The organism is Streptomyces sp. WMMC940 (genome assembly GCF_027460265.1).
Lineage (GTDB): Bacteria > Actinomycetota > Actinomycetes > Streptomycetales > Streptomycetaceae > Streptomyces.
On sequence record NZ_JAPZBC010000001.1, the window covers coordinates 4101963 to 4125746 of the forward strand.

The 23784-nt window shown below is 71.9% G+C and carries 24 protein-coding genes and 1 tRNA gene; 16 read left to right on the plus strand and 9 right to left on the minus strand.

The features are described from left to right. Positions 1-176: 176 nt before the first annotated feature. Positions 177-1520: a D-inositol-3-phosphate glycosyltransferase gene (gene mshA / locus O7595_RS18065; RefSeq protein WP_269729684.1), complete on the plus strand. Its 1344-nt coding sequence runs from the start codon at positions 177-179 to the stop codon at positions 1518-1520. Then, positions 1513-2004, plus strand: coding sequence for a YbjN domain-containing protein (locus O7595_RS18070; RefSeq protein WP_138054495.1), 492 nt, complete (start codon positions 1513-1515; stop codon positions 2002-2004). The genes mshA and O7595_RS18070 overlap by 8 nt, the downstream gene beginning before the upstream one ends. A gap of 263 nt (positions 2005-2267) precedes the next feature. Here O7595_RS18070 and O7595_RS18075 read toward each other — a convergent pair whose 3' ends face one another. Continuing rightward, a complete protein-coding gene (locus O7595_RS18075; RefSeq protein ID WP_269729685.1) occupies positions 2268-3725 on the minus strand; it encodes an MDR family MFS transporter in 1458 nt (485 codons plus the stop codon). A 135-nt stretch (positions 3726-3860) separates the two neighbouring features. Here O7595_RS18075 and O7595_RS18080 point away from each other — a divergent pair, with 135 nt between their 5' ends. The 3 genes from O7595_RS18080 to O7595_RS18090 all read left to right on the plus strand — a co-directional run bounded on the left by O7595_RS18080 (position 3861) and on the right by O7595_RS18090 (position 5360). Further along, a complete protein-coding gene (locus O7595_RS18080; protein ID WP_269729686.1) occupies positions 3861-4622 on the plus strand; it encodes a phosphoglyceromutase in 762 nt (253 codons plus the stop codon). 342 nt (positions 4623-4964) lie between these two features. Beyond that, on the plus strand, positions 4965-5159 hold the full coding sequence (locus tag O7595_RS18085; RefSeq protein ID WP_269729687.1) for a hypothetical protein: 195 nt from the start codon (positions 4965-4967) through the stop codon (positions 5157-5159). Between the two features lie 60 nt (positions 5160-5219). After that, positions 5220-5360 (plus strand): hypothetical protein, encoded by a 141-nt coding sequence (locus O7595_RS18090; RefSeq protein ID WP_269729688.1) that lies wholly within the window; start codon positions 5220-5222, stop codon positions 5358-5360. 81 nt (positions 5361-5441) lie between these two features. On the opposite strand, the gene O7595_RS18095 is transcribed toward O7595_RS18090, so the two are convergent. Continuing rightward, positions 5442-5591, minus strand: a complete 150-nt coding sequence (locus O7595_RS18095; RefSeq protein ID WP_269729689.1) for a hypothetical protein — start codon at positions 5589-5591, stop codon at positions 5442-5444. A gap of 230 nt (positions 5592-5821) precedes the next feature. Further along, on the minus strand, positions 5822-6499 hold the full coding sequence (gene phoU, locus O7595_RS18100) for a phosphate signaling complex protein PhoU (RefSeq protein WP_269729690.1): 678 nt from the start codon (positions 6497-6499) through the stop codon (positions 5822-5824). Between the two features lie 197 nt (positions 6500-6696). Here phoU and O7595_RS18105 point away from each other — a divergent pair, with 197 nt between their 5' ends. Together O7595_RS18105 and O7595_RS18110 are read left to right on the plus strand one after the other, a co-directional pair. After that, positions 6697-8133, plus strand: coding sequence for a sensor histidine kinase (locus O7595_RS18105; RefSeq protein WP_269729691.1), 1437 nt, complete (start codon positions 6697-6699; stop codon positions 8131-8133). Beyond that, positions 8130-8810: a response regulator transcription factor gene (locus O7595_RS18110; protein WP_064067557.1), complete on the plus strand. Its 681-nt coding sequence runs from the start codon at positions 8130-8132 to the stop codon at positions 8808-8810. The genes O7595_RS18105 and O7595_RS18110 overlap by 4 nt, the downstream gene beginning before the upstream one ends. Positions 8811-9013: 203 nt before the next feature. Here the strand turns inward: O7595_RS18110 and O7595_RS18115 are convergent, their stop codons facing one another. Continuing rightward, entirely contained in the window at positions 9014-9715 is a 702-nt protein-coding gene (locus O7595_RS18115) for a DUF461 domain-containing protein (RefSeq protein WP_269729692.1), read from the minus strand. A 596-nt stretch (positions 9716-10311) separates the two neighbouring features. Between O7595_RS18115 and O7595_RS18120 the strand changes: the two genes are divergently transcribed. The 7 genes from O7595_RS18120 to O7595_RS18150 all read left to right on the plus strand — a co-directional run bounded on the left by O7595_RS18120 (position 10312) and on the right by O7595_RS18150 (position 17472). Beyond that, complete coding sequence (locus tag O7595_RS18120; RefSeq protein WP_017945956.1) at positions 10312-10794, plus strand: CarD family transcriptional regulator; 483 nt, start codon at positions 10312-10314, stop codon at positions 10792-10794. Between the two features lie 437 nt (positions 10795-11231). Beyond that, on the plus strand, positions 11232-11978 hold the full coding sequence (ispD, locus tag O7595_RS18125) for a 2-C-methyl-D-erythritol 4-phosphate cytidylyltransferase (RefSeq protein WP_269729693.1): 747 nt from the start codon (positions 11232-11234) through the stop codon (positions 11976-11978). Beyond that, on the plus strand, positions 11968-12489 hold the full coding sequence (gene ispF / locus O7595_RS18130; protein ID WP_269729694.1) for a 2-C-methyl-D-erythritol 2,4-cyclodiphosphate synthase: 522 nt from the start codon (positions 11968-11970) through the stop codon (positions 12487-12489). Before ispD ends, ispF begins: the two co-directional genes overlap by 11 nt. Positions 12490-12583: 94 nt before the next feature. Continuing rightward, a complete protein-coding gene (locus O7595_RS18135; protein ID WP_269729695.1) occupies positions 12584-12991 on the plus strand; it encodes a PPOX class F420-dependent oxidoreductase in 408 nt (135 codons plus the stop codon). A gap of 96 nt (positions 12992-13087) precedes the next feature. Beyond that, the gene (gene cysS, locus O7595_RS18140) at positions 13088-14488 is read left to right on the plus strand and encodes a cysteine--tRNA ligase (RefSeq protein WP_269729696.1); all 1401 of its coding nucleotides are present in this window, start codon (positions 13088-13090) and stop codon (positions 14486-14488) included. A gap of 119 nt (positions 14489-14607) precedes the next feature. Next, on the plus strand, positions 14608-15558 hold the full coding sequence (gene rlmB, locus O7595_RS18145; RefSeq protein ID WP_269729697.1) for a 23S rRNA (guanosine(2251)-2'-O)-methyltransferase RlmB: 951 nt from the start codon (positions 14608-14610) through the stop codon (positions 15556-15558). 228 nt (positions 15559-15786) lie between these two features. Further along, the gene (locus O7595_RS18150; protein ID WP_269729698.1) at positions 15787-17472 is read left to right on the plus strand and encodes a DoxX family membrane protein; all 1686 of its coding nucleotides are present in this window, start codon (positions 15787-15789) and stop codon (positions 17470-17472) included. Positions 17473-17888: 416 nt separating this feature from the next. Here O7595_RS18150 and O7595_RS18155 read toward each other — a convergent pair whose 3' ends face one another. The 3 genes from O7595_RS18155 to O7595_RS18165 all read right to left on the minus strand — a co-directional run bounded on the left by O7595_RS18155 (position 17889) and on the right by O7595_RS18165 (position 20445). Further along, entirely contained in the window at positions 17889-18605 is a 717-nt protein-coding gene (locus tag O7595_RS18155; protein ID WP_269729699.1) for a nucleotidyltransferase family protein, read from the minus strand. 76 nt (positions 18606-18681) lie between these two features. After that, positions 18682-19116, minus strand: coding sequence for a hypothetical protein (locus O7595_RS18160; RefSeq protein ID WP_269729700.1), 435 nt, complete (start codon positions 19114-19116; stop codon positions 18682-18684). Positions 19117-19308: 192 nt separating this feature from the next. Continuing rightward, the gene (locus tag O7595_RS18165; RefSeq protein ID WP_269729701.1) at positions 19309-20445 is read right to left on the minus strand and encodes an ABC transporter ATP-binding protein; all 1137 of its coding nucleotides are present in this window, start codon (positions 20443-20445) and stop codon (positions 19309-19311) included. 180 nt (positions 20446-20625) lie between these two features. Here O7595_RS18165 and O7595_RS18170 point away from each other — a divergent pair. Beyond that, positions 20626-20699: transfer RNA gene (locus O7595_RS18170), tRNA-Thr, on the plus strand. 230 nt (positions 20700-20929) lie between these two features. On the opposite strand, the gene O7595_RS18175 is transcribed toward O7595_RS18170, so the two are convergent. Then, positions 20930-22324 carry an NAD(P)/FAD-dependent oxidoreductase gene (locus O7595_RS18175; protein ID WP_269729702.1) on the minus strand — a complete coding sequence of 465 codons (1395 nt, stop codon included), beginning with the start codon at positions 22322-22324 and terminating at the stop codon, positions 20930-20932. A 100-nt stretch (positions 22325-22424) separates the two neighbouring features. Between O7595_RS18175 and O7595_RS18180 the strand changes: the two genes are divergently transcribed. After that, the gene (locus O7595_RS18180) at positions 22425-23099 is read left to right on the plus strand and encodes a pentapeptide repeat-containing protein (RefSeq protein ID WP_269729703.1); all 675 of its coding nucleotides are present in this window, start codon (positions 22425-22427) and stop codon (positions 23097-23099) included. Between the two features lie 76 nt (positions 23100-23175). Here O7595_RS18180 and O7595_RS18185 read toward each other — a convergent pair whose 3' ends face one another. Further along, positions 23176-23676, minus strand: a complete 501-nt coding sequence (locus O7595_RS18185) for a hypothetical protein (RefSeq protein WP_269729704.1) — start codon at positions 23674-23676, stop codon at positions 23176-23178. Positions 23677-23784 lie beyond the last annotated feature (108 nt).

Consider the following 23784-nt stretch of genomic DNA (forward strand, 5'->3'; position numbering starts at 1 on the left):
CGCACGGCCGTGGCCGTGCGTCCCCCGTCGGCCGTCGTACGTCCTTGGCAACGATTGGGCAAAGCGGGGGGAGGTCAGGAAATGAAAGAGACGGTTCCACTGTTGACCGGCTTTGGAGGGCGTTGGTTGTCCTCTGTTCGCCATGCCCGAGCACCAGAGCCGAGAGGACCGTCCCCGTGAGCCAGTACGTGTCCCGGCTCGCCGGCACCCTGGCGGCGCCGCCCCGGTTGCGGCTGCCCGGCCACCACCGCAGGCCGCGCCGGGTGGCCATGCTCAGCGTGCACACCTCGCCCCTGCACCAGCCGGGCACCGGCGACGCGGGCGGAATGAACGTCTACATCGTGGAGCTGGCCAGGCGGCTCGCGGCCATCGGCGTGGAGGTCGAGATCTTCACCCGCGCCACCACGGGAGGCCTGCCGGGGACCGTCGAGCTTGCGCCGGGCGTGCTGGTCCGGCACGTGGACGCCGGTCCGTACGAGGGTCTGGCGAAGGAGGACCTACCGGCGCAGCTGTGCGCGTTCACGCACGGTGTGATGAGGGCGTGGGCGGGCCACCGGCCGGGCCACTACGACCTCGTCCACTCCCACTACTGGCTGTCCGGCCACGTCGGCTGGCTGGCCGCCGAACGCTGGGGCGTCCCCCTCGTCCACGCCATGCACACCATGGCCAAGGTCAAGAACGCCGCGCTCGCCGACGGCGACACCCCCGAGCCCGCCGCCCGCGTGATCGGCGAGACGCAGATCGTGGACGCCGCAGACCGGCTGATCGCCAACACCGCGGAAGAGGCCGGCGAGCTGGTCCGGCACTACGGCGCCGGGCCCGCGAAGGTCGCCGTCGTCCATCCCGGCGTGAACCTCGACCGCTTCCGGGTCGCCGACGGCCGTTCGGCCGCGCGGGCCCGCCTGGGGCTGCCGCAGGACGCCGTGATCCCGCTGTTCGCCGGTCGCATCCAGCCGCTGAAGGCGCCCGACGTGCTGCTGAGGGCCGTCGCGCTGCTGCTGGCGGAGGACCCCTCGCTGCGGTCCCGCATGGTCGTGCCGATAGTGGGCGGCCCGAGCGGCAGCGGTCTGGCCAAGCCGGAAGGCCTGCAGAAGCTGGCGGCCCGGCTGGGCATCGCCGATGTGGTGCAGTTCCGGCCGCCGGTCGCCCAGGACCGGCTCGCGGACTGGTTCAGGGCGGCGTCGGTCCTGGTCATGCCCTCGCACAGCGAGTCGTTCGGGCTGGTCGCCATAGAGGCGCAGGCGGCCGGCACGCCCGTCGTCGCCGCCGCGGTGGGCGGGCTCCCGGTGGCCGTGCGGGACGACAGGACCGGTTTCCTCGTGGCCGGTCACGACCCCGCGGACTACGCACGCGTGCTGCGCCGCTTCGTCGACGACCCCCGCCTGACGGGACGGATGGGCGCGGCAGCGGCCGCGCACGCCCGCTGCTTCGGCTGGGACTCGGCGGCCTCGGCCACCGCCGAGGTCTACACGGCCGCGATGCACGAGCACCGCCGTCGCGTACGCTCCCACCATGGCTGACGCTCGGCAGATCATCGAGGCGTACCTCAAGGACGCGGAACTTGAGTGGGAGTGCCCGGAGCCCGGCTCCTACGTCGTCACCCTCCCCGGCACGCGCAAGCTCGCCACGACCTGCTCCCTGCGCGTCGGCCGGCACACGCTGTCCGTCAACGCCTTCGTCATCCGCCACCCCGACGAGAACGAGGCCGGCGTCCACCGCTGGCTGCTGGAGCGCAACCTCAAGCTGTTCGGGGTGAGCTACGCCGTCGACCGGCTCGGTGACGTCTACCTCGTCGGCCGGCTTCCGCTGTCGGCGGTCGGCCCCGACGAGCTCGACAGACTGCTCGGGACGGTCCTGGAGGCCGCGGACGGGGCGTTCAACTCCCTGCTGGAGCTCGGGTTCGCCGGAGCCATCCGCAAGGAGTACGCCTGGCGGGTCGCCCGCGGCGAATCCACCCGCAACCTCGAGGCGTTCACGCATCTGACCCAGCGGGCCACGGACTGACCCAGCGGGCCACGGACCGGTCCGGCGGGGCGTGGGCCGGCCACAGAGGCGCGGCCGCCCCGGTGAGCCCCTGCTGCGCCCGCCGGACCGAAGCCGGCCCGGCGCCATGGCCGGCCGACCCGGCGGGCACTGGGGTCCGGAAGCCAGGCCCCTTCCGTTCCGCCCCCGTTCCGCCCTCCTGCCCGCCCCGACCGTTGCGCCTCGGGCCTCCCCGCGCCCTGTGCAATGGGCGCTCGCGATCACCGGCCCGTCCGCTGCGTCCGTCAGGCGCCGGCCTCGCCGACGCCTGACGCGGTCCCGCCGCACGTGCCCGTGCTCGTGTGTCCGCCGGCCCCGGCCCTGGGCTCGGTCCCGGCAGTCCCGGTCCCGTCGTCCGCTCCACCCGAGTGCTGTGCCGGCACGGGCTCCGTCGGCGGTACGAGGGCCGCCGGCGGTGCGCAGTCCGCGGGCGCGGCCGGTGCCGGTGCGGCCGTCCGGACCGGTACCGCGGAGGTCCCCCGCTCCCCGGACGCCCCGGGGCCGTCCGGCAGTCCGCGCATCAGCAGCCAGTAGCCCAGCGCCGCCACGGTGCCGATGACCGCGCACGACGCCCACAGCCAGGCGGCGCCGAAGCGGTCGATGACGTAACCCGCCATCAGTGGGGCGACCAGCGCCGCCGCCGACCAGGAGAGGGTGTGGACACCCTGGTAGCGGCCGCGGCCGTGCACCGGCGACAGTCGCACCACCAGTCCCATCTGCGTGGGGGAGTTGACGATCTCGGCGAGCGTCCACACGACGACCGTCAGCGCGTAGACGCCGAGCGAGCCGGCGAACGCGGTGAGACCGAAGCCGTATCCGGCGAGCAGGGCGGAGACGACGAGCAGGCGCTGGGGGTCGCGGTGCTCGATCAGGCGGGTGACCGGGATCTGGAGTGCGACGATGAGCACGCCGTTGAGGGCGATGACGAAGCCGTAGTCCGAGGGCGACCAGCCGTCCATGCCCATCGCCACCGGCAGGGCGACCGAACTCTGCATGAAGATGAGGGCGAGGAGGAAGGACAGCCCGACGACGCCCATGTAGCGCCCGTCGCGCAGCACGGAGCCGAGGCTGGTCCCGGGCTCCGCCTTCCCGGCCGTGGTGATGTGCTCCGGCCGGGACTCCGGCAGTTTGACGAAGACCACGACCGCGCAGACGAGGGTGAGCGCGGCCTCGCCGAGGAAGCCGGCGAGATAGCTGTACTCGGCGACGAGTCCGGCGCCCGCGGAGGAGATGGCGAACCCGAGGTTGATCGCCCAGTAGTTGAGGGAGAAGGCCCGAACCCGGTCCTCGGGCCGGACGATGTCCGCCATCATCGCCTGCACGGCCGGCCGGGAGGCGTTGCTCGTCATGCCGACGAGACCGGCGACGGCGGCGATCGCCACCGGGTGCTCCATGAAACCGAGCAGGGCCACTGAGGCGGCGGTCGAGGTCTGGGCGATCAGCAGCGTGGGCCGCCGCCCGAGCCGGTCGGCCATGACCCCGGCGCCCAGCGACGAGACGACGCCGCCGAGCCCGTGCAGGGCGGCGACGATTCCGGCGTACGAGGCGGAGTAGCCGCGCTCCAGCGTGAGGTACAGGGCCGTGTAGGTGGCGACGAAGGCGCCGAGCCGGTTGACCAGGGTGCTGGTCCACAGCCACCAGAACGCCCGGGGCAGACCCGAGACGCTCTCCTTCGCGGCCCGTCTGAGCGCGGCTGCGTGCATACGTGCGTCCCCCCGGAGCGATGTAAGTGGCTCTATGGCATTCGGTAACTTACAAGTGGGTCACTCCGGAAGGCCAGTGAATTGACGCCGGACGCCAATCGTCGGCCGTGACGGGCGTCGATTAGGCTCGGCCCCATGGCCGACGCGACGTACAAGCTGATCCTCCTCCGCCACGGCGAGAGCGAGTGGAACGCGAAGAACCTGTTCACCGGCTGGGTGGACGTCAACCTCACCGAGAAGGGCGAGAAGGAGGCTGTCCGCGGCGGCGAGCTGCTCAAGGACGCCGGTCTGCTCCCCGACGTGGTGCACACCTCGCTCCAGAAGCGCGCCATCCGCACCGCCCAGCTCGCGCTGGAGGCCGCGGACCGCCACTGGATCCCGGTGCACCGCTCCTGGCGTCTGAACGAGCGCCACTACGGCGCCCTGCAGGGCAAGGACAAGGCGCAGACCCTCGCGGAGTTCGGCGAGGAGCAGTTCATGCTGTGGCGCCGCTCCTACGACGTCCCGCCGCCGCCGATCGACGACGACAACGAGTTCTCCCAGGCGCACGACGCCCGCTACGCGACGATCCCGCCGGAGCTGCGCCCGCGTACCGAGTGCCTCAAGGACGTCGTCGTCCGCATGCTGCCGTACTGGTACGACGCCATCGTCCCGGACCTGCTGACCGGCCGCACGGTCCTCGTCGCCGCCCACGGCAACAGCCTGCGCGCCCTGGTCAAGCACCTGGACGGCATCTCCGACACCGACATCGCGGGTCTGAACATCCCGACGGGCATCCCGCTGGCCTACGACCTGGACGCCGACTTCAAGCCGGTGAATCCGGGCGGCACCTACCTCGACCCGGAGGCCGCGGCCGCGGCGATCGAGGCGGTCAAGAACCAGGGCAAGAAGAAGTAGGGTTTGTGATCATGCCTCCGCGCCGGCACCCACGGGTGCCGGCGCGGAGGCGTTTTCATGCCGCGGGCCCTTGCTGGGGCGTCGACGGGCTGGGACGCCCCGGCGGGTGCCGCGGTGCCGCGGCACCGGGCCGACTGGCCCGGATGCGGGGGCAGGCGGGGTGGGGGTCGTGGTCCGGCGTGAACTGCGAGGGGCGTTCTCTTTGACAGGTCCTCGTAGAGGGGGGACGCTGGAAAGGCCCTGAAAGTCCGATTAATTCTTCATGGTCGGAGGTGCATGGGAATGCGCCGCAGGATCGTAGCCGCGTTGTCGGCAGGAGTCGCAGGGCTCGCACTCGGTGTGATGCCGGCAACCGGAGCATACGCCGCGAGCCAGGTCACGGCTGATCGTGGATGTTCCGACTGGAGGGGCGGGGGCTGCGGTTACTACGACGACTACCGCGACTACCGGCACCACGATCGGTACTACGACCGGTACTACGACAACTTCGACAGGAACTTCAACGACGTCGTGGTCATCCTCGTCGCCGTGAGGTGAGCACGGGCGACAGCGTGAGCGGAACGACGAACCGCCCCCGGGCGGGGGCGGTTCGATCCGGTGTGCACGCATGACCTTGCCGCCTGGACGAAGATCACGCCGGACGACGTGGAAGCCGCCCTCGGGCTGCGCGTGCGGCCCGAGCAGGAGAAGAACGTCGAGCCGGTCGCGGTCCCGCCCGCCGAGGCGTGCGTCGTGTGATGCCGCGCGGCCGTCCGCCCCCCGGCGGACCGAGGGGCTCCGTCCACGCGCGGACGGAGCCCCTCGGGCGCACTCGGGCGGTCAGCCGCACTGGCACGGCGCGCCCGACTGGCAGCCGCAGCCGCAGCCCGAGCCGCAGCCGCAGGCACCGAGCAACGGGAGCCGGCGCGGCTCCTGGGGCACTTCGACGGACACTTCCTGGCGCGGGTCGGTCATGGGGGAGTCGGCCATGGGATCCTCCTCAAAGGCGCACCTTCGACGCCTCTCCCCATTGCATCCCCACTCGGCACGGCGCATCAACGGCGCACGGAGGCCAAGCCGCCGCGAGCCGTTCGTGCCCCCCGGTCGTAGCGTCGCTCGACAAGACGCCCGGTCCGGTCGACGCACCGCTCGCGCACCGCGGCCCACAGCGGACCGGATGATCTGTCACGTGCTCCCGACCGCGACGCCCCGTCGGCCGGTCACGCGCCGTCGACCCGCGTCTCCGGCTGCAGCTCGTCCGCGTGCTCGCCCGTGACCAGGTACACGACGCGCTTGGCCACGGCCACGGCGTGGTCGGCGTACCGCTCGTAGTAGCGCCCGAGCAGCGTGACGTCGACCGCCGTCTCGATGCCGTGCTTCCAGCGGTCGTCGATCAGGTGCGTGAAGAGGGTGCGGTGCAGCAGGTCCATCTCGTCGTCGTCGTTCTCCAGCTGGAGCGCCAGGTCGACGTCCTTGGTGATGATGACCTCCGCGGCCTTCGCCATCAGGCGCTGCGCGAGCTGCCCCATCTCCAGGATGGTCGCGTGCAGGTCGCGCGGGACCGCCGAGTCCGGGAAGCGGAGCCGGGCGAGCTTGGCCACGTGCTGGGCCAGGTCGCCGGAGCGCTCCAGGTCCGCGCTCATCCGCAGCGAGGTCACCACGATGCGGAGGTCCGTCGCGACCGGCTGCTGGCGGGCGAGCAGGGCTATCGCCCGCGCCTCCAGGTCGTGCTGCAGATCGTCGACCTTCTGGTCCGCGGCGATCACACTCTCCGCGAGCTTGAGATCGGCGTCGAGCATGGCCGTGGTGGCGCGCCCGATCGCCGAGCCGACCAGCCTGGCCATCTCGACGAGGCCCTCGCCGATCGAGTCCAGTTCCTCGTGGTACGCGTCCCGCATGGGGTTCCCTCTCTTGAATGCGTCAGGGGTCCGGGTGGGGCTGAACCCCCACGCTCCCACGTTCCGTCCGCAACGCGTCCGGATCCACCCTCCCAAGTGAACCGCTACCTTCCCCTCGGTGAACTCTGGGCGACGACTGTTCGAGGTGCCACTCGGATGGCTGGGAGAGCCGTGGCGAGCGTGCATAACCTGGATGCATGGACGTGAACGCGGCGGTCGCCGCATTGGCTGCGATCGCCGGGGTGTGCACCGGCGTGATCGCCATGCTGGCGTTCCGCTGGAGCGAGCGCGACCAGGCGAGACCCACCCGCAGCTCCCTGCACACGGACGCCGTTCTGCCGCCCGGCGTCGACACCGTGCTCTCCGTGCTGCGCTCCTCGGCGGTCGTGCTCGACGAGAGCGACTCCGTCGTCAAGGCCAGCTCGGCCGCGTACGCGCTCGGTCTGGTCAGGGGCGGGAAGCTGGCCGTGGAACCCATGCTCCACATGGCCCGCGACACGCGCCGCGACGGTGAGATACGGCAGGTGGAGCTCGACCTGCCGCGACGCGGCACCGGACGCGGTGAGGCGCTGGCCGTCTCCGCCAGGGTCGCGCCGCTGGGCTCCCGGCTGGTGCTGCTCCTCGTGGAGGACCTCACCGAGGCCCGGCGCATAGAAGCCGTACGGCGCGACTTCGTCGCCAATGTGAGCCATGAGCTCAAGACGCCGGTCGGCGCGCTCTCCCTGCTCTCCGAGGCCGTCATGGACGCCTCCGACGACCCGGAGGCGGTCACCCGCTTCGCCGGCCGGATGCAGATCGAGGCGACCCGGCTCACCAACCTCGTGCAGGAGCTCATCGACCTCTCCCGGGTGCAGAACGACGACCCGCTGGACGACGCCGAGCCCGTACGCGTGGACGAACTGGTCGCGGAGGCCATCGACCGGTCCCGCCACACGGCGTCCACCAAGCAGATCACCATGGCCGTCGGGGGCACCGCCCGGGGCGACGGCACCGCCGGCCTGCACGTGTGGGGCAACCGGGGCCAGCTGGCGGCGGCCCTCGGCAATCTCGTCGAGAACGCCGTCAACTACTCCCCGGCCCGCACGCGCGTCGGCATCGCCGCACGTCGTGTCACCGCACCCGGCGGGGACCAGATCGAGATCGCCGTGACCGACCAGGGCATCGGCATCTCCGAGAAGGACCGCGAGCGGATCTTCGAACGCTTCTACCGCGTCGACCCCGCACGCTCCCGCGCGACCGGCGGTACCGGTCTGGGCCTGGCCATCGTCAAGCACGTGGCCGCCTCGCACGGCGGGGAGGTCACGGTGTGGAGCACGGAGGGCCAGGGCTCCACCTTCACCCTGAGGTTGCCGGAGGCCGGCTCCGTCAGGGAACGTACGCACATCCCGGGCGGCGACCACGCCGACGACGGACCGTACGACTCCGATCCGGCCTCCGATCCCGATTCCGCTCCCGACTCCGGTCCCGATCCTGCTCCCGACGCTGGTCCCGATCCCGACGCCGCTTCCGATCACCGGGCAGATCCCGGTGCGGAGCCGGGCCACCGCCGCGATCCGGACCCCGACTCCCCTTCCGGTCCTGATCTTCGGACCACACCACGCGAACCACTGCCTGCCCCGGAGGTCCTTCCGTGACCCGAGTGCTCGTCGTCGAGGACGAGGAATCCTTCAGCGACGCTCTTTCCTACATGCTCCGCAAGGAGGGCTTCGAGGTCGCCGTCGCGACCACCGGGCCCGAGGGGCTCGACGAGTTCGAGCGCAACGGAGCCGACCTCGTCCTGCTCGACCTGATGCTGCCTGGACTGCCCGGCACCGAGGTCTGCCGCCAGCTGCGCGGCCGGTCCAACGTCCCGGTCATCATGGTCACGGCCAAGGACAGCGAGATCGACAAGGTCGTCGGCCTGGAGATAGGGGCCGACGACTACGTGACGAAGCCCTTCTCCTCGCGGGAGCTGGTCGCCCGCATCCGGGCGGTCCTGCGCCGCCGCGGTGAGCCGGAGGAGGTCGCCCCGGCGGCCCTGGAGGCCGGACCGGTGCGCATGGACGTCGACCGCCACGTCGTGACGGTGGCGGGCGGGAAGGTCGACCTCCCGCTGAAGGAGTTCGATCTCCTGGAGATGCTCCTGCGCAACGCGGGCCGGGTGCTGACCCGGATGCAGCTGATCGACCGCGTCTGGGGCGCGGACTACGTGGGCGACACCAAGACCCTCGACGTCCACGTCAAGCGCCTCCGTGCCAAGATCGAGCCCGACCCGGGCGCCCCGCGCTACCTGGTGACGGTGCGCGGTCTCGGCTACAAGTTCGAGCCGTAGACCGGTCCCGACCACGGACCCGGGCCGTGCCGGGTACGCCCGCTCTCGTGCGGGCGGGTGCCCCGGCCCCGCCAGACAGCCGCGAAGGCGGCCCCGCCAGGAAGTCCTGGCGGGGCCGCCTTCGTCTGCTCGGTGCGGCGCCGGGGCACGGAGCGCGGGCCGCGGGCGTCGCGCCCCGCCTCACGCGTCGTGCGCGACGGGTGTCAGTGACCGGCGTCCTGGGACGCGGAGGCGGAGTCCGACGGGGTCGGCTCGCCGTTGTGCTCGCCGCCCTCCGGCTCCCCGCTGTGCTCGCCGCTCCCGCCGTCCTCGGCCTCGTCGCCGTGGGCGCCCTCCGCCGGGGCCGAGCCCGTCGGGCTGGCGGCCGGGGACGAGGCCGGGGGCTGGGGCAGGCTGGACGGCCCGTAGTCGCGGTAGTAGCCGGCGGCCGGGACGACGAAGGCGTCGATCGTGACGTCGCCGGTCTCGCTGAAGCGGAAGACGATCCGCTGGACGTCGCCGAGCCGGCCGGCCTCGGCGCTGTTCTCGATGACGGCGGAGGGGTTGCCCTTGCCGCCCAGGACGACCGAGCCGCCGGGTGCCAACGTGATCGGGCCGGAACCGGTGGCGGCGGACAGCTTCACCGTCGACTTGGTGCCCGGCAGCGTGACGGAGTCGAGCGTCTGCTCCTTGGTGCCGTCGTTGAACAGGGTCGCCGACACGGCGGCCTGGCCCTGGACGCCGGGCTGCGGCTGGGTGATCACCGTCGCGTTCTGGATCTTGATGTCGCCCACCGAGGTCTCGGCGTTGTCCGGCCTGACGCCGAGCGTCTGCGCGTCGTTGCCCGCGGCGCATGCGGAGAGGGAGGCGATCGAGATCAGGAGGGCAGTCGCGGCGAGGGCGCCGCGTCGAAGGCTGCTGCTCACGGCGGCGGCATCTCCTAGGACGTACGGACGGGGTGAAGATCGGTCAGCGGGCTTAGGTTACCGACCCCCCGTCGGCGTCCCGCACCCGACCCGCCCCGACACGTTCGGGGCGCCCCGGCCGCCCTCCCGCGGCCGGATCCGAACGATGCGCCAGGCCGGATTTCATCAGTCGTTCACATAAGCGCCGTTGTCAATTCCTCGGCCGCCGCGCTTTCCGCCGGAAAGCCGCGACGGGTCCGCGATGATCTTCCTGTGGTCTTCCGGCGATCTCCGGATGATCAATTCGGGATTCCCTCCCGGGCGTCCCGCCGGACGGGTGACCGAGCCTCGAACGGAGTAGACGAAGTAGACTGCTGAGAACCCGGCAAATCGGGACTTTCGTCCGCTCTGAAGGGGGTTGTGAGGCGGGTAACGCCCGCGTTTCCGGGCGCCCGCGCAGCCGCTCCCACCTGCGAATACCCCCTTCCGGAAGCTGTCCGCAGCACGTCCGTGTTGCTGTTGTCAAGCCCCGAGATATGCCCTGACCTGCGAAAACGCCATTCAGAAGAAGCCGTTCTCGTGTTACCCTGGATAGCCACGGAAGGGGTACCTGTCACATGACGTTCAAGGTTGGCGACACCGTGGTCTATCCCCATCACGGGGCCGCGCTGATCGAGGCCATCGAAACTCGCCAGATCAAAGGCGTGGACAAGACCTACTTGGTGCTCAAGGTCGCCCAGGGCGACTTGACGGTTCGTGTGCCGGCGGACAATGCGGATCTCGTCGGTGTGCGCGACGTGGTCGGTCAGGACGGGCTGGACCGGGTCTTCGACGTGCTGCGCGCGCCGTACGCCGAGGAGCCGACGAACTGGTCCCGTCGCTACAAGGCAAATCTCGAGAAGCTCGCCTCCGGCGACGTCATCAAGGTCGCCGAAGTGGTGCGCGACCTGTGGCGCCGCGAGCGTGAGCGCGGTCTCTCCGCCGGAGAGAAGCGCATGCTGGCCAAGGCTCGCCAGATCCTGGTGAGCGAGCTGGCTCTCGCGGAGAACACCAACGAGGACAAGGCCGAGGCCCTGCTCGACGAGGTCCTCGCGTCCTGACGCGCGTCCTGCCGTGAAGCAGGGCCTGAGGCCGGCGGTCGGCGCCAGGCGCGCGTCCACGGTGCAGAACTGAATGCCGCGGTGCCCGCTGACCCAGCTGGAAGGTTGTGTCGTCGGGCACTGCGGCATGCTCACCGCGCCCATCGCTGGTCGTTCCGTCCCCGGCTGTGTGTCCCCCGTCCCCTGCCCTCCGGTGTGCCGGGCCGGGCGGACGGCCGGCTCGACCGGTCGTCACGGAAGGGTCCGGTCGAGGGCGTCGCGCCCGGCGCTCCCCGACCCTCGGTCGGGGTACGCCCAGGCCATACCCATATCGGCCGAGTGAACAAACCTGGCCATGTCAATTCCCCCTGGGCATGCCGAAAAAAGGGGGCCGTTCTTATCCGGCTTCCGGCGGCTTCCCGCGACTTCCCGCGACTTTGATCTCCGGAGTGGAACCGATGTCAGAACAGACGCGCACGGGCCGCACCGCCGTGGTGATTCCCGCGGCAGGCCGGGGCGTACGGCTCGGCCCGGGCGCCCCCAAGGCGCTCCGCGCGCTCAACGGCACGCCCATGCTGATCCACGCCGTACGCGCCATGGCGGCCTCGCGCGCCGTCTCGCTCGTCGTCGTGGTCGCCCCCGCGGACGGCGCCCCGGAGGTCAAGAACCTCCTCGACGCGCACGCGCTCCCCGAGCGGACCGACTACCTCGTCGTGCCGGGCGGCGACACCCGCCAGGAGTCCGTACGCCTCGGCCTCGAAGCGCTGCCCGAGACCATCGGCACCGTTCTCGTGCACGACGCGGCCCGCCCGCTCGTCCCCGTCGACACCGTCGACGCCGTGGTCGCGGCCGTACTCGACGGGGCGCCGGCCGTCGTCCCCGCCCTGCCGCTCGCCGACACCGTCAAGGAGGTCGAGCCGCGGGAGAAGGGCGAGCCCGAGCCCGTCGTCGCCACGCCCGAGCGCGCGCGGCTGCGCGCCGTGCAGACGCCGCAGGGCTTCGACCGCGACACGCTCGTCCGCGCCCACGAGACCGTCGCGCTCAGCGGTGAGGGTGCCACCGACGACGCGGGGATGGTCGAGCGCATCGGCGCCCCGGTGGTGGTCGTGCCCGGCCACGAGGAGGCGTTCAAGGTGACCCGTCCGCTCGACCTCGTCCTCGCCGAGGCCGTGCTCGCCCGCAGGAGGGCCAACGATGGCTTCTGACAAGCCGGTGCCGCCCACGGCGCCCACCCCCGCACTGCCGCTCGTCGGCATCGGCACCGATGTCCACGCCTACGAGCAGGGCCGCGAACTGTGGTGCGCGGGGCTCCTCTGGGAGGACTCCGACGGCTGGGGCCTCGCCGGTCACTCCGACGGGGACGTCGCCGCCCACGCCGCCTGCGACGCCCTGTTCTCCGCCGCGGGCGTCGGCGATCTCGGCGCGCACTTCGGGACCGGCCGGCCCGAGTGGTCCGGTGCCTCCGGCGTCACGCTGCTCGCCGAGGCGGCCAGGATCGTCCGCGCGGAGGGCTTCGAGATCGGCAACATCGCGGTGCAGGTGATCGGAGTGCGCCCGAAGATCGGCAAGCGCCGGGACGAGGCGCAGAAGGCACTGAGCGCCGCGGCCGGCGCCCCGGTCGCCGTCTCCGGGACGACGACCGACGGGCTCGGACTGACCGGCAGGGCCGAAGGACTGGCCGCGATCGCCACGGCACTCGTCTTCCGCGCGTCCTGAGCCGTACGGGACCCTCGGTGGGGTAGATGCGGTTGTGACGTCAACGAATTCCTGCGCACGCACCCCAGCGCGCCGAAGTCCAGGAAGGACCCCCGTGACCGCCGCACTCAGCGACAATCTCAAGGACATCCTCGACGGCCCCGTGTTCGTCGACCTCGCCACCATCCAGCCCGACGGCAGCCCTCAGGTCTCCCCCGTGTGGGTCAAGCGTGACGGGAACGACCTGCTGATCTCCACGACCCTCGGCCGGCGCAAGGAGAAGAACCTCCGGCGCGATCCGCGGGCCACCGTGGTCGTCCAGCCCGTCGACGAGCCGTACACCTACGCCGAGGTCCGCGGCACCGTCACCCTCACCGAGGAGGGCGGCCAGGAGTTGATCGACGAACTGGCCGTGAAGTACACCGGCAAGAGGTACGCGGAGTTCAATCCGGAGTCGGGCAAGGACGCGCCCCGCGTGGTCGTCCGGGTCACCCCCCGGAAGGTCGTCGGACCGCTGGCCTGAACCGGCCGCGGGCCGTGGCGCGCCTCCCGGTCACAATCCGGTCCCCGCGTCCCACAGGGGCGCGGGGCACTGTCGGCGGCCCACTACTCTTGAGGCGTGACTATTCGGCTGTACGACACCAGCGCCCGGCAGATCCGCGACTTCGTCCCGCTCACGCCGGGCTGTGTCTCGATCTACCTGTGTGGCGCGACCGTGCAGTCCGCTCCGCACATCGGGCACATCAGGTCCGGACTCAACTTCGACATCATGCGCCGCTGGTTCGAGTACCGCGGCTACGACGTCACGTTCGTCCGCAATGTGACGGACATCGACGACAAGATCATCACCAAGTCCGCCGACCAGGGACGCCCCTGGTGGGCGATCGGGTACGAGAACGAGCGCGCGTTCAGCGCGGGGTACGAGGCCCTCGGCTGCCTGCCGCCGAGCTACGAGCCGCGCGCCACCGGCCACATCACCGAGATGGTCGAGATGATGCGCGGCCTCATCGAGCGCGGCCACGCCTACGAGGCCGACGGCAACGTCTACTTCGACGTGCGGTCGTTCCCCGGCTACCTCGAACTCTCCAACCAGGACATCGACGATCTGCGTCAGCCCACCGGGGAGAACGAGACCGGCAAGCGCGACGCACGCGACTTCGCCATGTGGAAGGCGGAGCGGCCGGGGGAGCCGTCCTGGGAGACCCCGTGGGGACGCGGCCGGCCCGGATGGCACCTGGAGTGCTCGGCCATGGCCCACAAGTACCTCGGCTCCGCCTTCGACATCCACGGCGGCGGGCTCGACCTGGTCTTCCCCCACCATGAGAACGAGATCGCGCAGGCGAAGGCCTTCGGCGACGACTTCGCGTCGTACTGGGTGCACAACGCCTGGGTGACCATGAGCGGCGAGAAGATGTCGAAGTCGCTCGGCAACTCGGTCCTCGTGAGCGAGATGGTGAGGAACTGGCGGCCCGTCGTCCTGCGCTACTACCTGGGCACCCCGCACTACCGCTCGATGATCGAGTACAGCGAGGAGGCCCTGCGCGAGGCCGAGTCGGCGTTCGCGCGGATCGAGGGCTTCATCCAGCGGGTCACCGAGAAGGCGGGGAAGACGGTCGCTCCCGCCGTCGAGGTGCCGCCCGCGTTCGCCGAGGCCATGGACGACGACCTGGGCGTCCCGCAGGCGCTCGCGATCGTGCACACGACCGTGCGCCAGGGCAACTCGGCGCTGGCCGCCGACGACAAGGAGGAGGCCGTCGCCCGGCTCGCCGAGGTGCGCGCCATGCTCGGCGTCCTCGGTCTCGACCCGCTGGACCCGCACTGGGCGGGCGAGGCCGACCGCGGCGAGGACCTGCACGGCGTGGTCGACACCCTCGTCCGGCTCGTCCTCCAGCAGCGGGAGTCCGCGCGGGCCCGCAAGGACTGGGCCACCGCCGACGCGATCCGGGACCAGCTGAACCAGTCCGGGCTGGCCGTCGAGGACGGCCCCGACGGCCCGCGCTGGACACTCGCACCGCGCTGACCGGCGACAATGTGCCGCCCGGGGGGCCGGGCGGCACACTTTCATACGTACGCACACACGCACATGGGACCCGAGCGGCACCGTCCGGGACCCACGAGGATCCAGGGAAACAGGTAGTCATGGCCGGGAACAGCCAGCGCAGGAACCGCCGCACGTCCAACAAGAAGGGCGCGACGGTCGGCAGCGGTGGCAAGCGGCGCCGCTCCCTCGAGGGCAAGGGCCCGACCCCGCCCGCGTCCGCGCGCAAGGGCCATGTGAAGAACCGCATCGCCAACGCCAAGGCCAAGCAGGCCCAGCGGCGTCCCGTCGCCCGCCGCGGTGGCAGGGGCTCGTCCGAGATGGTCGTCGGCCGCAACCCCGTCTTCGAGGCACTGCGCGACGGCGTGCCCGCGACCACCCTGTACGTCCAGCAGTTCATCGACAACGACGAGCGGGTGCGCGAGGCGCTGCAGCTCGCCGGGCAGCGCGGCAACATCCACCTGATGGAGGCGCCGCGCGCCGAGCTGGACCGGATGACGAACGGGCTCAACCACCAGGGCCTCGTCCTGCAGGTCCCGCCGTACGAGTACGCCCACCCCGAGGACCTCGCGGCCGCCGCGTTCGACGACGGCGAGGACCCGCTGATCGTGGCCCTCGACGGGGTCACCGACCCGCGGAACCTGGGCGCGGTCGTCCGTTCCGTCGCGGCGTTCGGAGGACACGGCGTGGTGGTGCCGGAGCGCCGGGCGGCGGGCATGACCGCCGGAGCCTGGAAGACCTCCGCAGGCACCGCGGCCCGTACCCCGGTGGCCCGTGCCACCAATCTGACCCGGGCCCTGGAGGCCTACCAGAAGGCGGGCATCACCGTGGTCGGTCTCTCGGCGGACGGCGAGGTCGAGGTCGGAGAGCTCGAGGCCCTCGACGGGCCAGTCGTCATCGTCGTCGGCAGCGAGGGCAAGGGGCTGTCCCGACTCGTCGGCGAGACCTGCGACTTCCGCGTCCGCATCCCCATGCCGGGCGGGGCGGAGTCCCTCAACGCCGGTGTCGCGGCGGGCGTGGTCCTCTACGAGGCAGCGCGCCGCCGGGGCTGACGGAGGCCGACGGCGCCTCCGGACCCGGGGTCGGCAGCACACCGGCGGGGCCGGTCGGAGCCTTCGGAGCCGGGGCCGCGCCGTTGTCGGCGCACGTCGGGGGTGCATGCCCGGCGCGCGCTCCGCGCCGGGCCGCAGGGGCGGCGCCCGAGCCGGGAACGATCTTGACGGGTCTCGGACATTCCGGGGCCGTCAAGGCAGTGTCCTAAGGACAGGTCACTCGGTTAGATGAGTGTGGACACCAGAACGCCCAGGCCCGGGTTCGACGATCAGCTCCCCCTGAACACCCCCAAGGTGGACTGCGACCCGGCGCAGGTCATCGTGAACCACGCCAGCTTCCGGGTGAAGCTCGGCCCCAGTCAGACCAGGCGCCCCGTCCGGGGCATGGTCGACACCACCAGGATCCCCGCCCTCAGTGGCGCCGGTGCGCGTACCGTGGCCCGGCGCAGGGCACCCGTCGTATGGAGCGGGAAGTCCGCCCCGGGCGACCCCGGGGCCTCGGGGTTGCTGCAGGCCGTGCGCAGTGCGGGATCCGTCACCCATGCCGGGCGCGGGTACGACGGCCGCCCCGCGTTCGACGACACCCGGGCCTTCGACGGCGGGCGCGGCCTCGATCTCGGCGCCGCCACGCAGGTCATGCCCCGGGTCGACGTGGCCTCCGCCCCGGACACCCTGGCCACTCCCCTCATCGGCGCCCAGCGCAGGGAGCCGTTGCTGCCCCCGATGCGGCAGGCGGAGGGCGCGTACGACGCCTACGAGCCGTACGGCGAGGAGGCCGAGGAGGCGACCGACTTCGGTCTCCGCGACGGCCGAGACGCCCACGACGGCCGCCGGACCGCGACCGCCTCGCACGCCGGCGTCCGGCACGCCTACTACCCCGGCCGCCGGATGAACCTCGGCGTCGTCCTGCTCCCGCTCCGCGTCTTCCTCGGCCTCATCTCCGTCTACGCCGGTATGGGCAAGCTCTGCGACCCCGTGTACTTCGACGGCGGCGAGCGCGGCTCCATGATCAAGTGGCTGGCCTCCCTGGAGCCCTGGACCCTCGCGGAGCCCCTGCGCGACTTCGCCCTCGCCCACCCGGTCGGCGCGGGACTCACCGTCGCGTTCCTCCAGGTCGTGGTCGGCGTCCTCACCGTCCTCGGTCTGTGGCAGCGTGTCGCGGCCGTCGTGGGCGCGTCGCTCTCCGCCGCCCTGATCATGACCGTCAGCTGGCGGACCGTCCCGGTGTACGACGCGCCGGACATCATGAACCTCGCCGCCTGGTCGCCGCTGATCATCGCCGGCGCACCCGTCTACTCCGTCGACGGCCGCCTCGCGGGCGAGGCCTGGCGCAAGCTCGGCCCGCGTTCCGAACTGTGGGAGCTGCGGCGCCGCGTGCTGCGGCGCGGCGGCATCGTCGCCGCCGTCGTCGTCGGTCTGACGCTGCTGGTGGGCTCGGTCCTGGGCGGCGCCGTACGCTCCACGGAACTCGTGACCGTCCCCGGCCCGAACGCGGACCCGACCAACCATCTCCCGGGCGCCGCGCTCCCCAGCGAGTCCGGGCGGCGCAGCCCGACCCAGCAGGCCGAGCGGACCGCCCAGCCCGCCAGGAGCGAGTCGAGCAGCCCCGCCGCGGAGCGGGCCGAGCCGTCCGAGACGGCCGGTGAGACCGGCAGCGCCGGCGAGGTGGGCCGGCCCAGCGAGTCCCGGGGCACCGACGGGCAGCAGGCTCCCGTCCAGTCCGAGCCCGTGGACCCGCCGTCCGGCAGCTCGGGCCCGTCCTCGTCCGGAGCCGGCGACTCGGGCGGCACGGACGGCGGTACGGGTGGTTCGGTCGGAGGCTCCGACGGCGGCGGCAACGGCGGTACGGGCGGCGGCAACGGCGGTGGCAGCGGCGGCGGCAACCGGAACCCGATCGGCGGTCTCCTCGGCTGAGGGCCGTCCCGCAATCGCGGGGGACCGGCGCGCGGCGTCCGGTGCGGGGCTTCCCCCGGCGGAGGACCGCCCTCGTACGGGACGCACTCGGGTGATGCGACGCCGCAGGGAGGTGCCGCGCGGGGCGTCCCGAGCCGGTGAACCCATCCGGTCACGGCACTGGGCCGCACACGGTCCAGGGGCGGCGGTCGGAGGGGAAGGGCGGTCATGGAGCGCGAGTGGTGCTCGATGGCCGCCCTTCGCCGATGCCCGGCCCTTCGGGTCGGGCACAGGAACACCCGGCCCCGGCTCGCCCCCCGCCCCCATCCGCGGGGAAAGCGGTGCGGTGCCGAGGAGCGCGCCGTGCAGCGGTGCGTCGAGAGGCGCGTTGCGAAAGGTGTGCCGTGCGGGGGGTGTCGGGGCGAGGCGCGGGTGTCTCAGCGTGGCTGGGAGGTGAGTTCCCTCGCGGCCTCGGTGAGGTCCTTGGCCGTGTCGATCGCCCGCCAGTACGCCCCCTGCGGCAGCGGGAACCCGGCCAGTGAGCGCTCCCGTGCCAGCCGGGGGAACGTGGTCCGCTCGTGGTCGCCTCGGTCGGGCAGCAGATCCGTGAAGGCCGCCGAGAACACGTACACGCCGGCGTTGATCAGATACGGCGACGGCGGCGACTCGATGAAGTCGAGGACGTGGCCGAACTCGTCCGTCTCCACGGCGCCCCACGGAATACGGGGGCGGGCCAGGGCGAGCGTGGCGGTGGCGTCGCGTTCCGCGTGGAAGTCGGCCATCTCAAGCAGCGAGAAGCGGGTCCAGATGTCGCCGTTCGTCGCGTACCAGGGCTCGTCCGGGTGCGGGAGGCTCTTCGCGGCGTGCTTCAGGCCACCACCGCGGCCCAGCGGCTCCGTCTCGACCACGGTCGTGACGCGTAGCGGCAGTACGGCGGAGTCGAGCCACTCCTGCAGCACTTCGGCGAGGTGTCCGCACGAGACCACGACGTCCGTGACGCCCTCGGCGGCGAGCCAGGAAAGCTGATGGCCGATGATCGGGGTCCCGGTTCCGGGGATCTCGACCATCGGCTTGGGGCGGTCGTCGGTGTACGGGCGCAGCCGGGAGCCCTGGCCGCCCGCCAGGACCACGGCCTGGGTCGGATGGGTCTGCATAGGGGCACGATATGCGGTGCCCCTCCCGCGGGTCCTCCGGCCCCGCCCCTTCGGCCGCTCTCGGCCGGGCGGGGCGTCAGCCGCCCCAGTTGCCCTGTGCCTGCTGGGAGACGCCGGTGGCGAAGGAGGTGTCGCAGACGGGGCGGGAGAACGACTGGGCGCGCGTGGGCCCGTAGCGGGCTACGGCGGCACGGCCCAGGTCGCGGGCGATCGTCATGCAGTGCCGAGCCAGTGACGGCCTGCCCTCGACGGCGCGCTGGAGATTGGTGAGCGCGACACCCGGGTCCCTCTGCTGCAGGTCCGTGAGGAGCTTCTCGCGGAGGACCTCGTGCGGGGCGCGGGACGCGGCGCGGACCGAAACGTTCTCCGAGGACGCGGTGAGCATCTGGGACTCGGTGCTGCGGTTGGCCCACGGGACGCTGGTGACCGCCAGGGTTCCGGAGAGCACCAGGACGACGGGCAGGACGAGGGCGAGAGTACGGCCGATACGGCGGGCTGCTGTCTGGGTCACGCAGGCGAGCGTAGCGGCCGGTAGTGACGTGGAGACATTTAGTCACCCCCGCGGGGGATGGTTCGAGGGAATCTTTCGAATCGCAGGTTGACGCCGGTGTGGGAATTGCCCGGTTTGGCGGGGTATTTATCGACACATGGCGGCGGCTCCCTCGCGGAAGGCGAGGGAGCCGCCGCCATGTGCCGTGGTGCGTCAGTCGCTCAGGCGCTCGCCCGTCGACGTCGAGAAGACGTGCGTCTCGCCCGGCCGCGGGACGACGTGCAGCTCCGAGCCCTTCTCGGGAACGGACCGGCCGTTGACCCGGACCACGAGGTCCTTCTTCTCGCCGCCGACCTCGGCGGTGCCGTAGACATAACCGTCCGCGCCGAGCTCCTCGACCACGTTCACGGTGACGGCGAGGCCCGCCGGGGCGTCGTCGGTGTCCTTGGACAACGACCCGGCGGCGGCTCCGTTCAGCTCCACCACGTCGAAGTGCTCGGGGCGCACGCCGACCGTCACGCTGCGGTCGCCGCGGTCCGCGGCCGCCGACAGCGCCTCACGGCTCACGGGGACGACGCTGTTGCCGAACTTCACACCGCCGTCGGTGATCGGCACCTCGACGAGGTTCATGGCCGGGGAGCCGATGAAGCCGGCGACGAACAGGTTCGCCGGGCGGTCGTACATGTTCCGCGGCGAGTCGACCTGCTGCAGCAGGCCGTCCTTCAGCACGGCGACGCGGTCGCCCATCGTCATGGCCTCGACCTGGTCGTGCGTCACGTACACCGTGGTGATCCCGAGGCGGCGCTGGAGGCTCGCGATCTGCGTACGCGTCGAGACGCGGAGCTTGGCGTCGAGGTTCGACAGCGGCTCGTCCATGAGGAAGACCTGCGGCTCGCGCACGATGGCGCGGCCCATCGCCACACGCTGCCGCTGACCGCCGGACAGCGCCTTCGGCTTGCGGTCCAGGTACTCGGTCAGGTCGAGGATCTTCGCGGCCTCCTCGACCTTCTGCCGGATGGTGGCCTTGTTGACGCCGGCGATCTTGAGCGCGAAGCCCATGTTGTCGGCGACGGTCATGTGCGGGTAGAGGGCGTAGTTCTGGAACACCATGGCGATGTCCCGGTCCTTCGGCGGGAGGTGGGTGACGTCGCGGTCACCGATGCGGATCGCTCCGCCGTTGACGTCCTCGAGCCCGGCGAGCATCCGCAGGGAGGTCGACTTGCCGCAGCCGGACGGGCCGACGAGAACGAGGAACTCGCCGTCCTCGATCTCGATTTCGAGCCCGTCGACCGCGGGCTTCGTGGAGCCCGGGTAGATCCGGGTCGCCTTGTCGAACGTGACAGTGGCCATGGTGATGCGTCCCTTCACCGGCAGGAACGTGCCGGACGATCCGAGTAAAGGAAGGATGGGTCTAGTCCACCGAAGTGAACTTCGGGTGACGGTACCCTGCGCCGGCCGTTCTGTCAGTAGTCGACGGCACCGGAATTCCCGGCGGGCACGCGCGCTGGTCCGGTTACACTCGTCCGCAGTGCCTCCTTAGCTCAGCTGGCCAGAGCAACGCACTTGTAATGCGTAGGTCGTCGGTTCGAATCCGACAGGGGGCTCCCGCGATGCCCCGGCTCGGATCGTCTCCGAGCCGGGGCATCTGGCGTTCGGCGGATGCGGCGGCGGCGCTTGGCCCCGCTCCGTGCGGCCGCCGGTGGTGAACCCCGTGTCGGACGGCCCGGCAGGCGCACAACCCTGCCCCCGCCGAGTGGGGCGACGTCAACGACTCCGGCGAGAGGTCCGTCCTCGCCGTTGCCGGCGGTCGTCCACCGTCCGGGCGCCGATGCGGTCAGCCTCGGCCCGAGATCCGGTTCGCCAGGGTGGCGAGGCGTGCCGTCTCCGCCGTGTGGTGGGTGAGTTCACGGAGGTCGGCGCGGCGGTAGGCGGCGTAGAGGGTGTGGACGCCGAGCCAGCGCAGGGGTTCCGGTTCCCACTTGCGGACCTTGTGGTTGACCCAGGGGAGCGCGGTGAGATCGGTGGGGCCGGCCTGGCCGGAGTCCTGCTGGATGAGGTCGCGGAGGGTGCGGGCGGCGAGGTTCGCCGTCGCCACGCCGGAGCCGACGTAGCCGCCCGCCCAGCCGAGGCCGGTTGCGCGGTCCAGGGTGACCGTGGCGCACCAGTCGCGGGGGACGCCGAGGACACCGGACCAGGCGTGGGTGATCTCCGTGCCGGTCAGCTGGGGGAAGAACCGGATGAGCACGGCCCGGAGGGCGTCGACGGTGGCGGCGCGGGTGCTGCCGTCGTTGTCCGTTCGGGAACCGTAGCGGTAGGGGACGCCCCGGCCGCCGAGCGCGATGCGGTCGTCGGCGGTGCGCTGGGCGTACATGTACGCGTGGGCCATGTCGCCGAGGGTCTCGCGGCCGGACCAGCCGATCTGGTTCCAGACCTCCTCGGGGAGCGGCTCTGTGGCGATCATGGAGGAGTTCATGGGCAGCCAGGTCCGGCGCTGGTGAGACAGCGAGGCGGTGAAACCCTCGGTGCAGCGCAGGACGTAGGGGGCGCGGACGGTGCCGTACGGAGTGACCGCGTGCTTGGGCCTGATCTCCGTGACGGGGGTGGACTCGTGGACGGTGACGCCGAGTGACTCGACGGCGCCGGCGAGTCCCTTGAGGAGCCTGACCGGGTGCAGCCGGGCGCCGTGCGGGGTCCAGCTGGAGCCGACGGCTCCGGCGACACGGACGCGGTCGGCGGTCTCGCGGGCGCCGTACAGTTCGCGGTCCTTCTCGCCGAAGGCGATCTCGGTCGCGTGGAAGGCCCTGAGGCGCGCGAGCTGGGCGGGGGTGTAGGCGACTTCGAGTACGCCGCCCTGGTGGATGCCGGCGTCGATGCCCTCCGCCGCGGCGGTGCGGACCACCTCGTCGACGGTGTCGTTCATGGCCTGCTGGAGGCGTACGGCGGCGTCATGGCCGTGGAGACGGGCGTAGCGGTCGCGGCCCGCGATGCCGTTGTAGAGCCAGCCCCCGTTGCGTCCCGAGGCGCCGTAGCCGCAGAACTTGGCCTCGAGCACGGTGATGTTGAGGAAGGGGACGGCCTTCTTGAGGTAGTAGGCCGTCCACAGCCCTGTGTATCCGCCACCGACGATGCACACGTCGGCGGTCGTGTCGCCCGGCAGGGGTTCGCGCGGTGCGGGTATGCCGTCGTCCGCGTACCAGAAGGAGATGCCGCCGTTGATCGTGCTCGTCATGGGGCGTTCGTACACCGGTGGCCGCTGGGCTGTCCAGGCGGGGCGGGCTGTGGGACATCGGCGCCGGGGCGCTGTCAGTGGTGTGCGTCACCATGGGGCCGTGGTGCGGAGGACCGGGAAGACACGGGTGGCGGCGGCACGGCGGCCGGAGGTGCGGCTGCCGTCGCTGCGTCCGTACGAGGGCGGCGGGCTGGAGCCGGACGGCGACTACGACGGGGTGGAGCTGGCCGGCCTGGATCTGTCGGCCGGGGAGGGGGCGGGCGCGCGGTTCCTGGACTGTGCGCTGCGGGACTGTGTGCTGGACGAGACCTCGCTGGTGAACGCGCGGTTCATCGACTCGGTTCTCACGGGCGTGCGCGGAGTCGGGACGGATCTCGCGGGCGCCTCCCTGCGGGACACGGAGGTCGTGGACGCGCGGCTGGGCGGCGCGCAGCTGCACGGCACGGCGCTGGAGCGCGTCGTGGTGCGGGGCGGGAAGATCGACTACCTGAACCTGCGCCACGCCAGGCTGAAGGACGTGGTCTTCGAGGGGTGCGTGCTGTCGGAGCCGGACTTCGGGGCCGCGCGGCTGGAGCGGGTGGAGTTCCGCGACTGCGTGCTGCGCGGGGCCGACTTCGGCGGAGCCCGGATGCGGGACGTCGATCTGCGGCAGGTGACCGAGCTCGATCTCGCCCGGGGCGTGGAGGGTCTGTCGGGAGCGGTGATCAGTACGGCTCAACTTCTTTACCTGGCACCGGCGTTCGCGGCGCAGGCAGGGGTGCGCGTGGAGGACTGAGCGCGGGGTGCGCCGCGGGGCGGGCTTCCGGGGCGGGACGCCTGCGTGGCAGGGGCGCGAGGGGAGGCCGGGTGCCTCAGGGCAGGCGGGGGAAGCGGGCCTGGAGGTCCCAGACGACGGGGTTGCCGGCGAGCCCCTCGTGCATGTCGGTGAGGTCGGCGACGAGGTCGTGCAGGAAGTCACGTGCCTCGCGGCGCAGTTCGCCGTGGTTGAAGGTGAGCGGGGCCTCGTCGCCGGGCATCCAGTCGGCCTCGACGTCCACCCAGCCGAAGCGGCGTTCGAAGAGCATGCGGTCGGTCGACTCGGTGAAGTCGATCTCCGCGTACTGCGGGTGCGCTGCCCGGCTGCCCTTCGGGTCCCGGTCCAGCCGCTCCACGATGTCGCACAGGGCCCATGCGAAGTCGAGCACCGGTACCCATCCCCACGCCGTGGACACCTCACGGTCTGCCGTGGTGTCCGCGAGGTAGACGTCGCCGCAGAAGAGGTCGTGGCGCAGGGCGCGGACGTCCGCGGTCCGGTAGTCGGTCTGCGGAGGGTCCGGGAACCGCCGGGAGAGGGAGTAGCCGATGTCGAGCACGCTCCGATGGTGTCACGGCAACGAGACTCGTTCGCACGTTCGGGTGGCCGCCCTCGCCCGGTGGCCCGCGCGCCGTGCTGCCCGCGCCAGGAGTACCGCCCAGGTGAG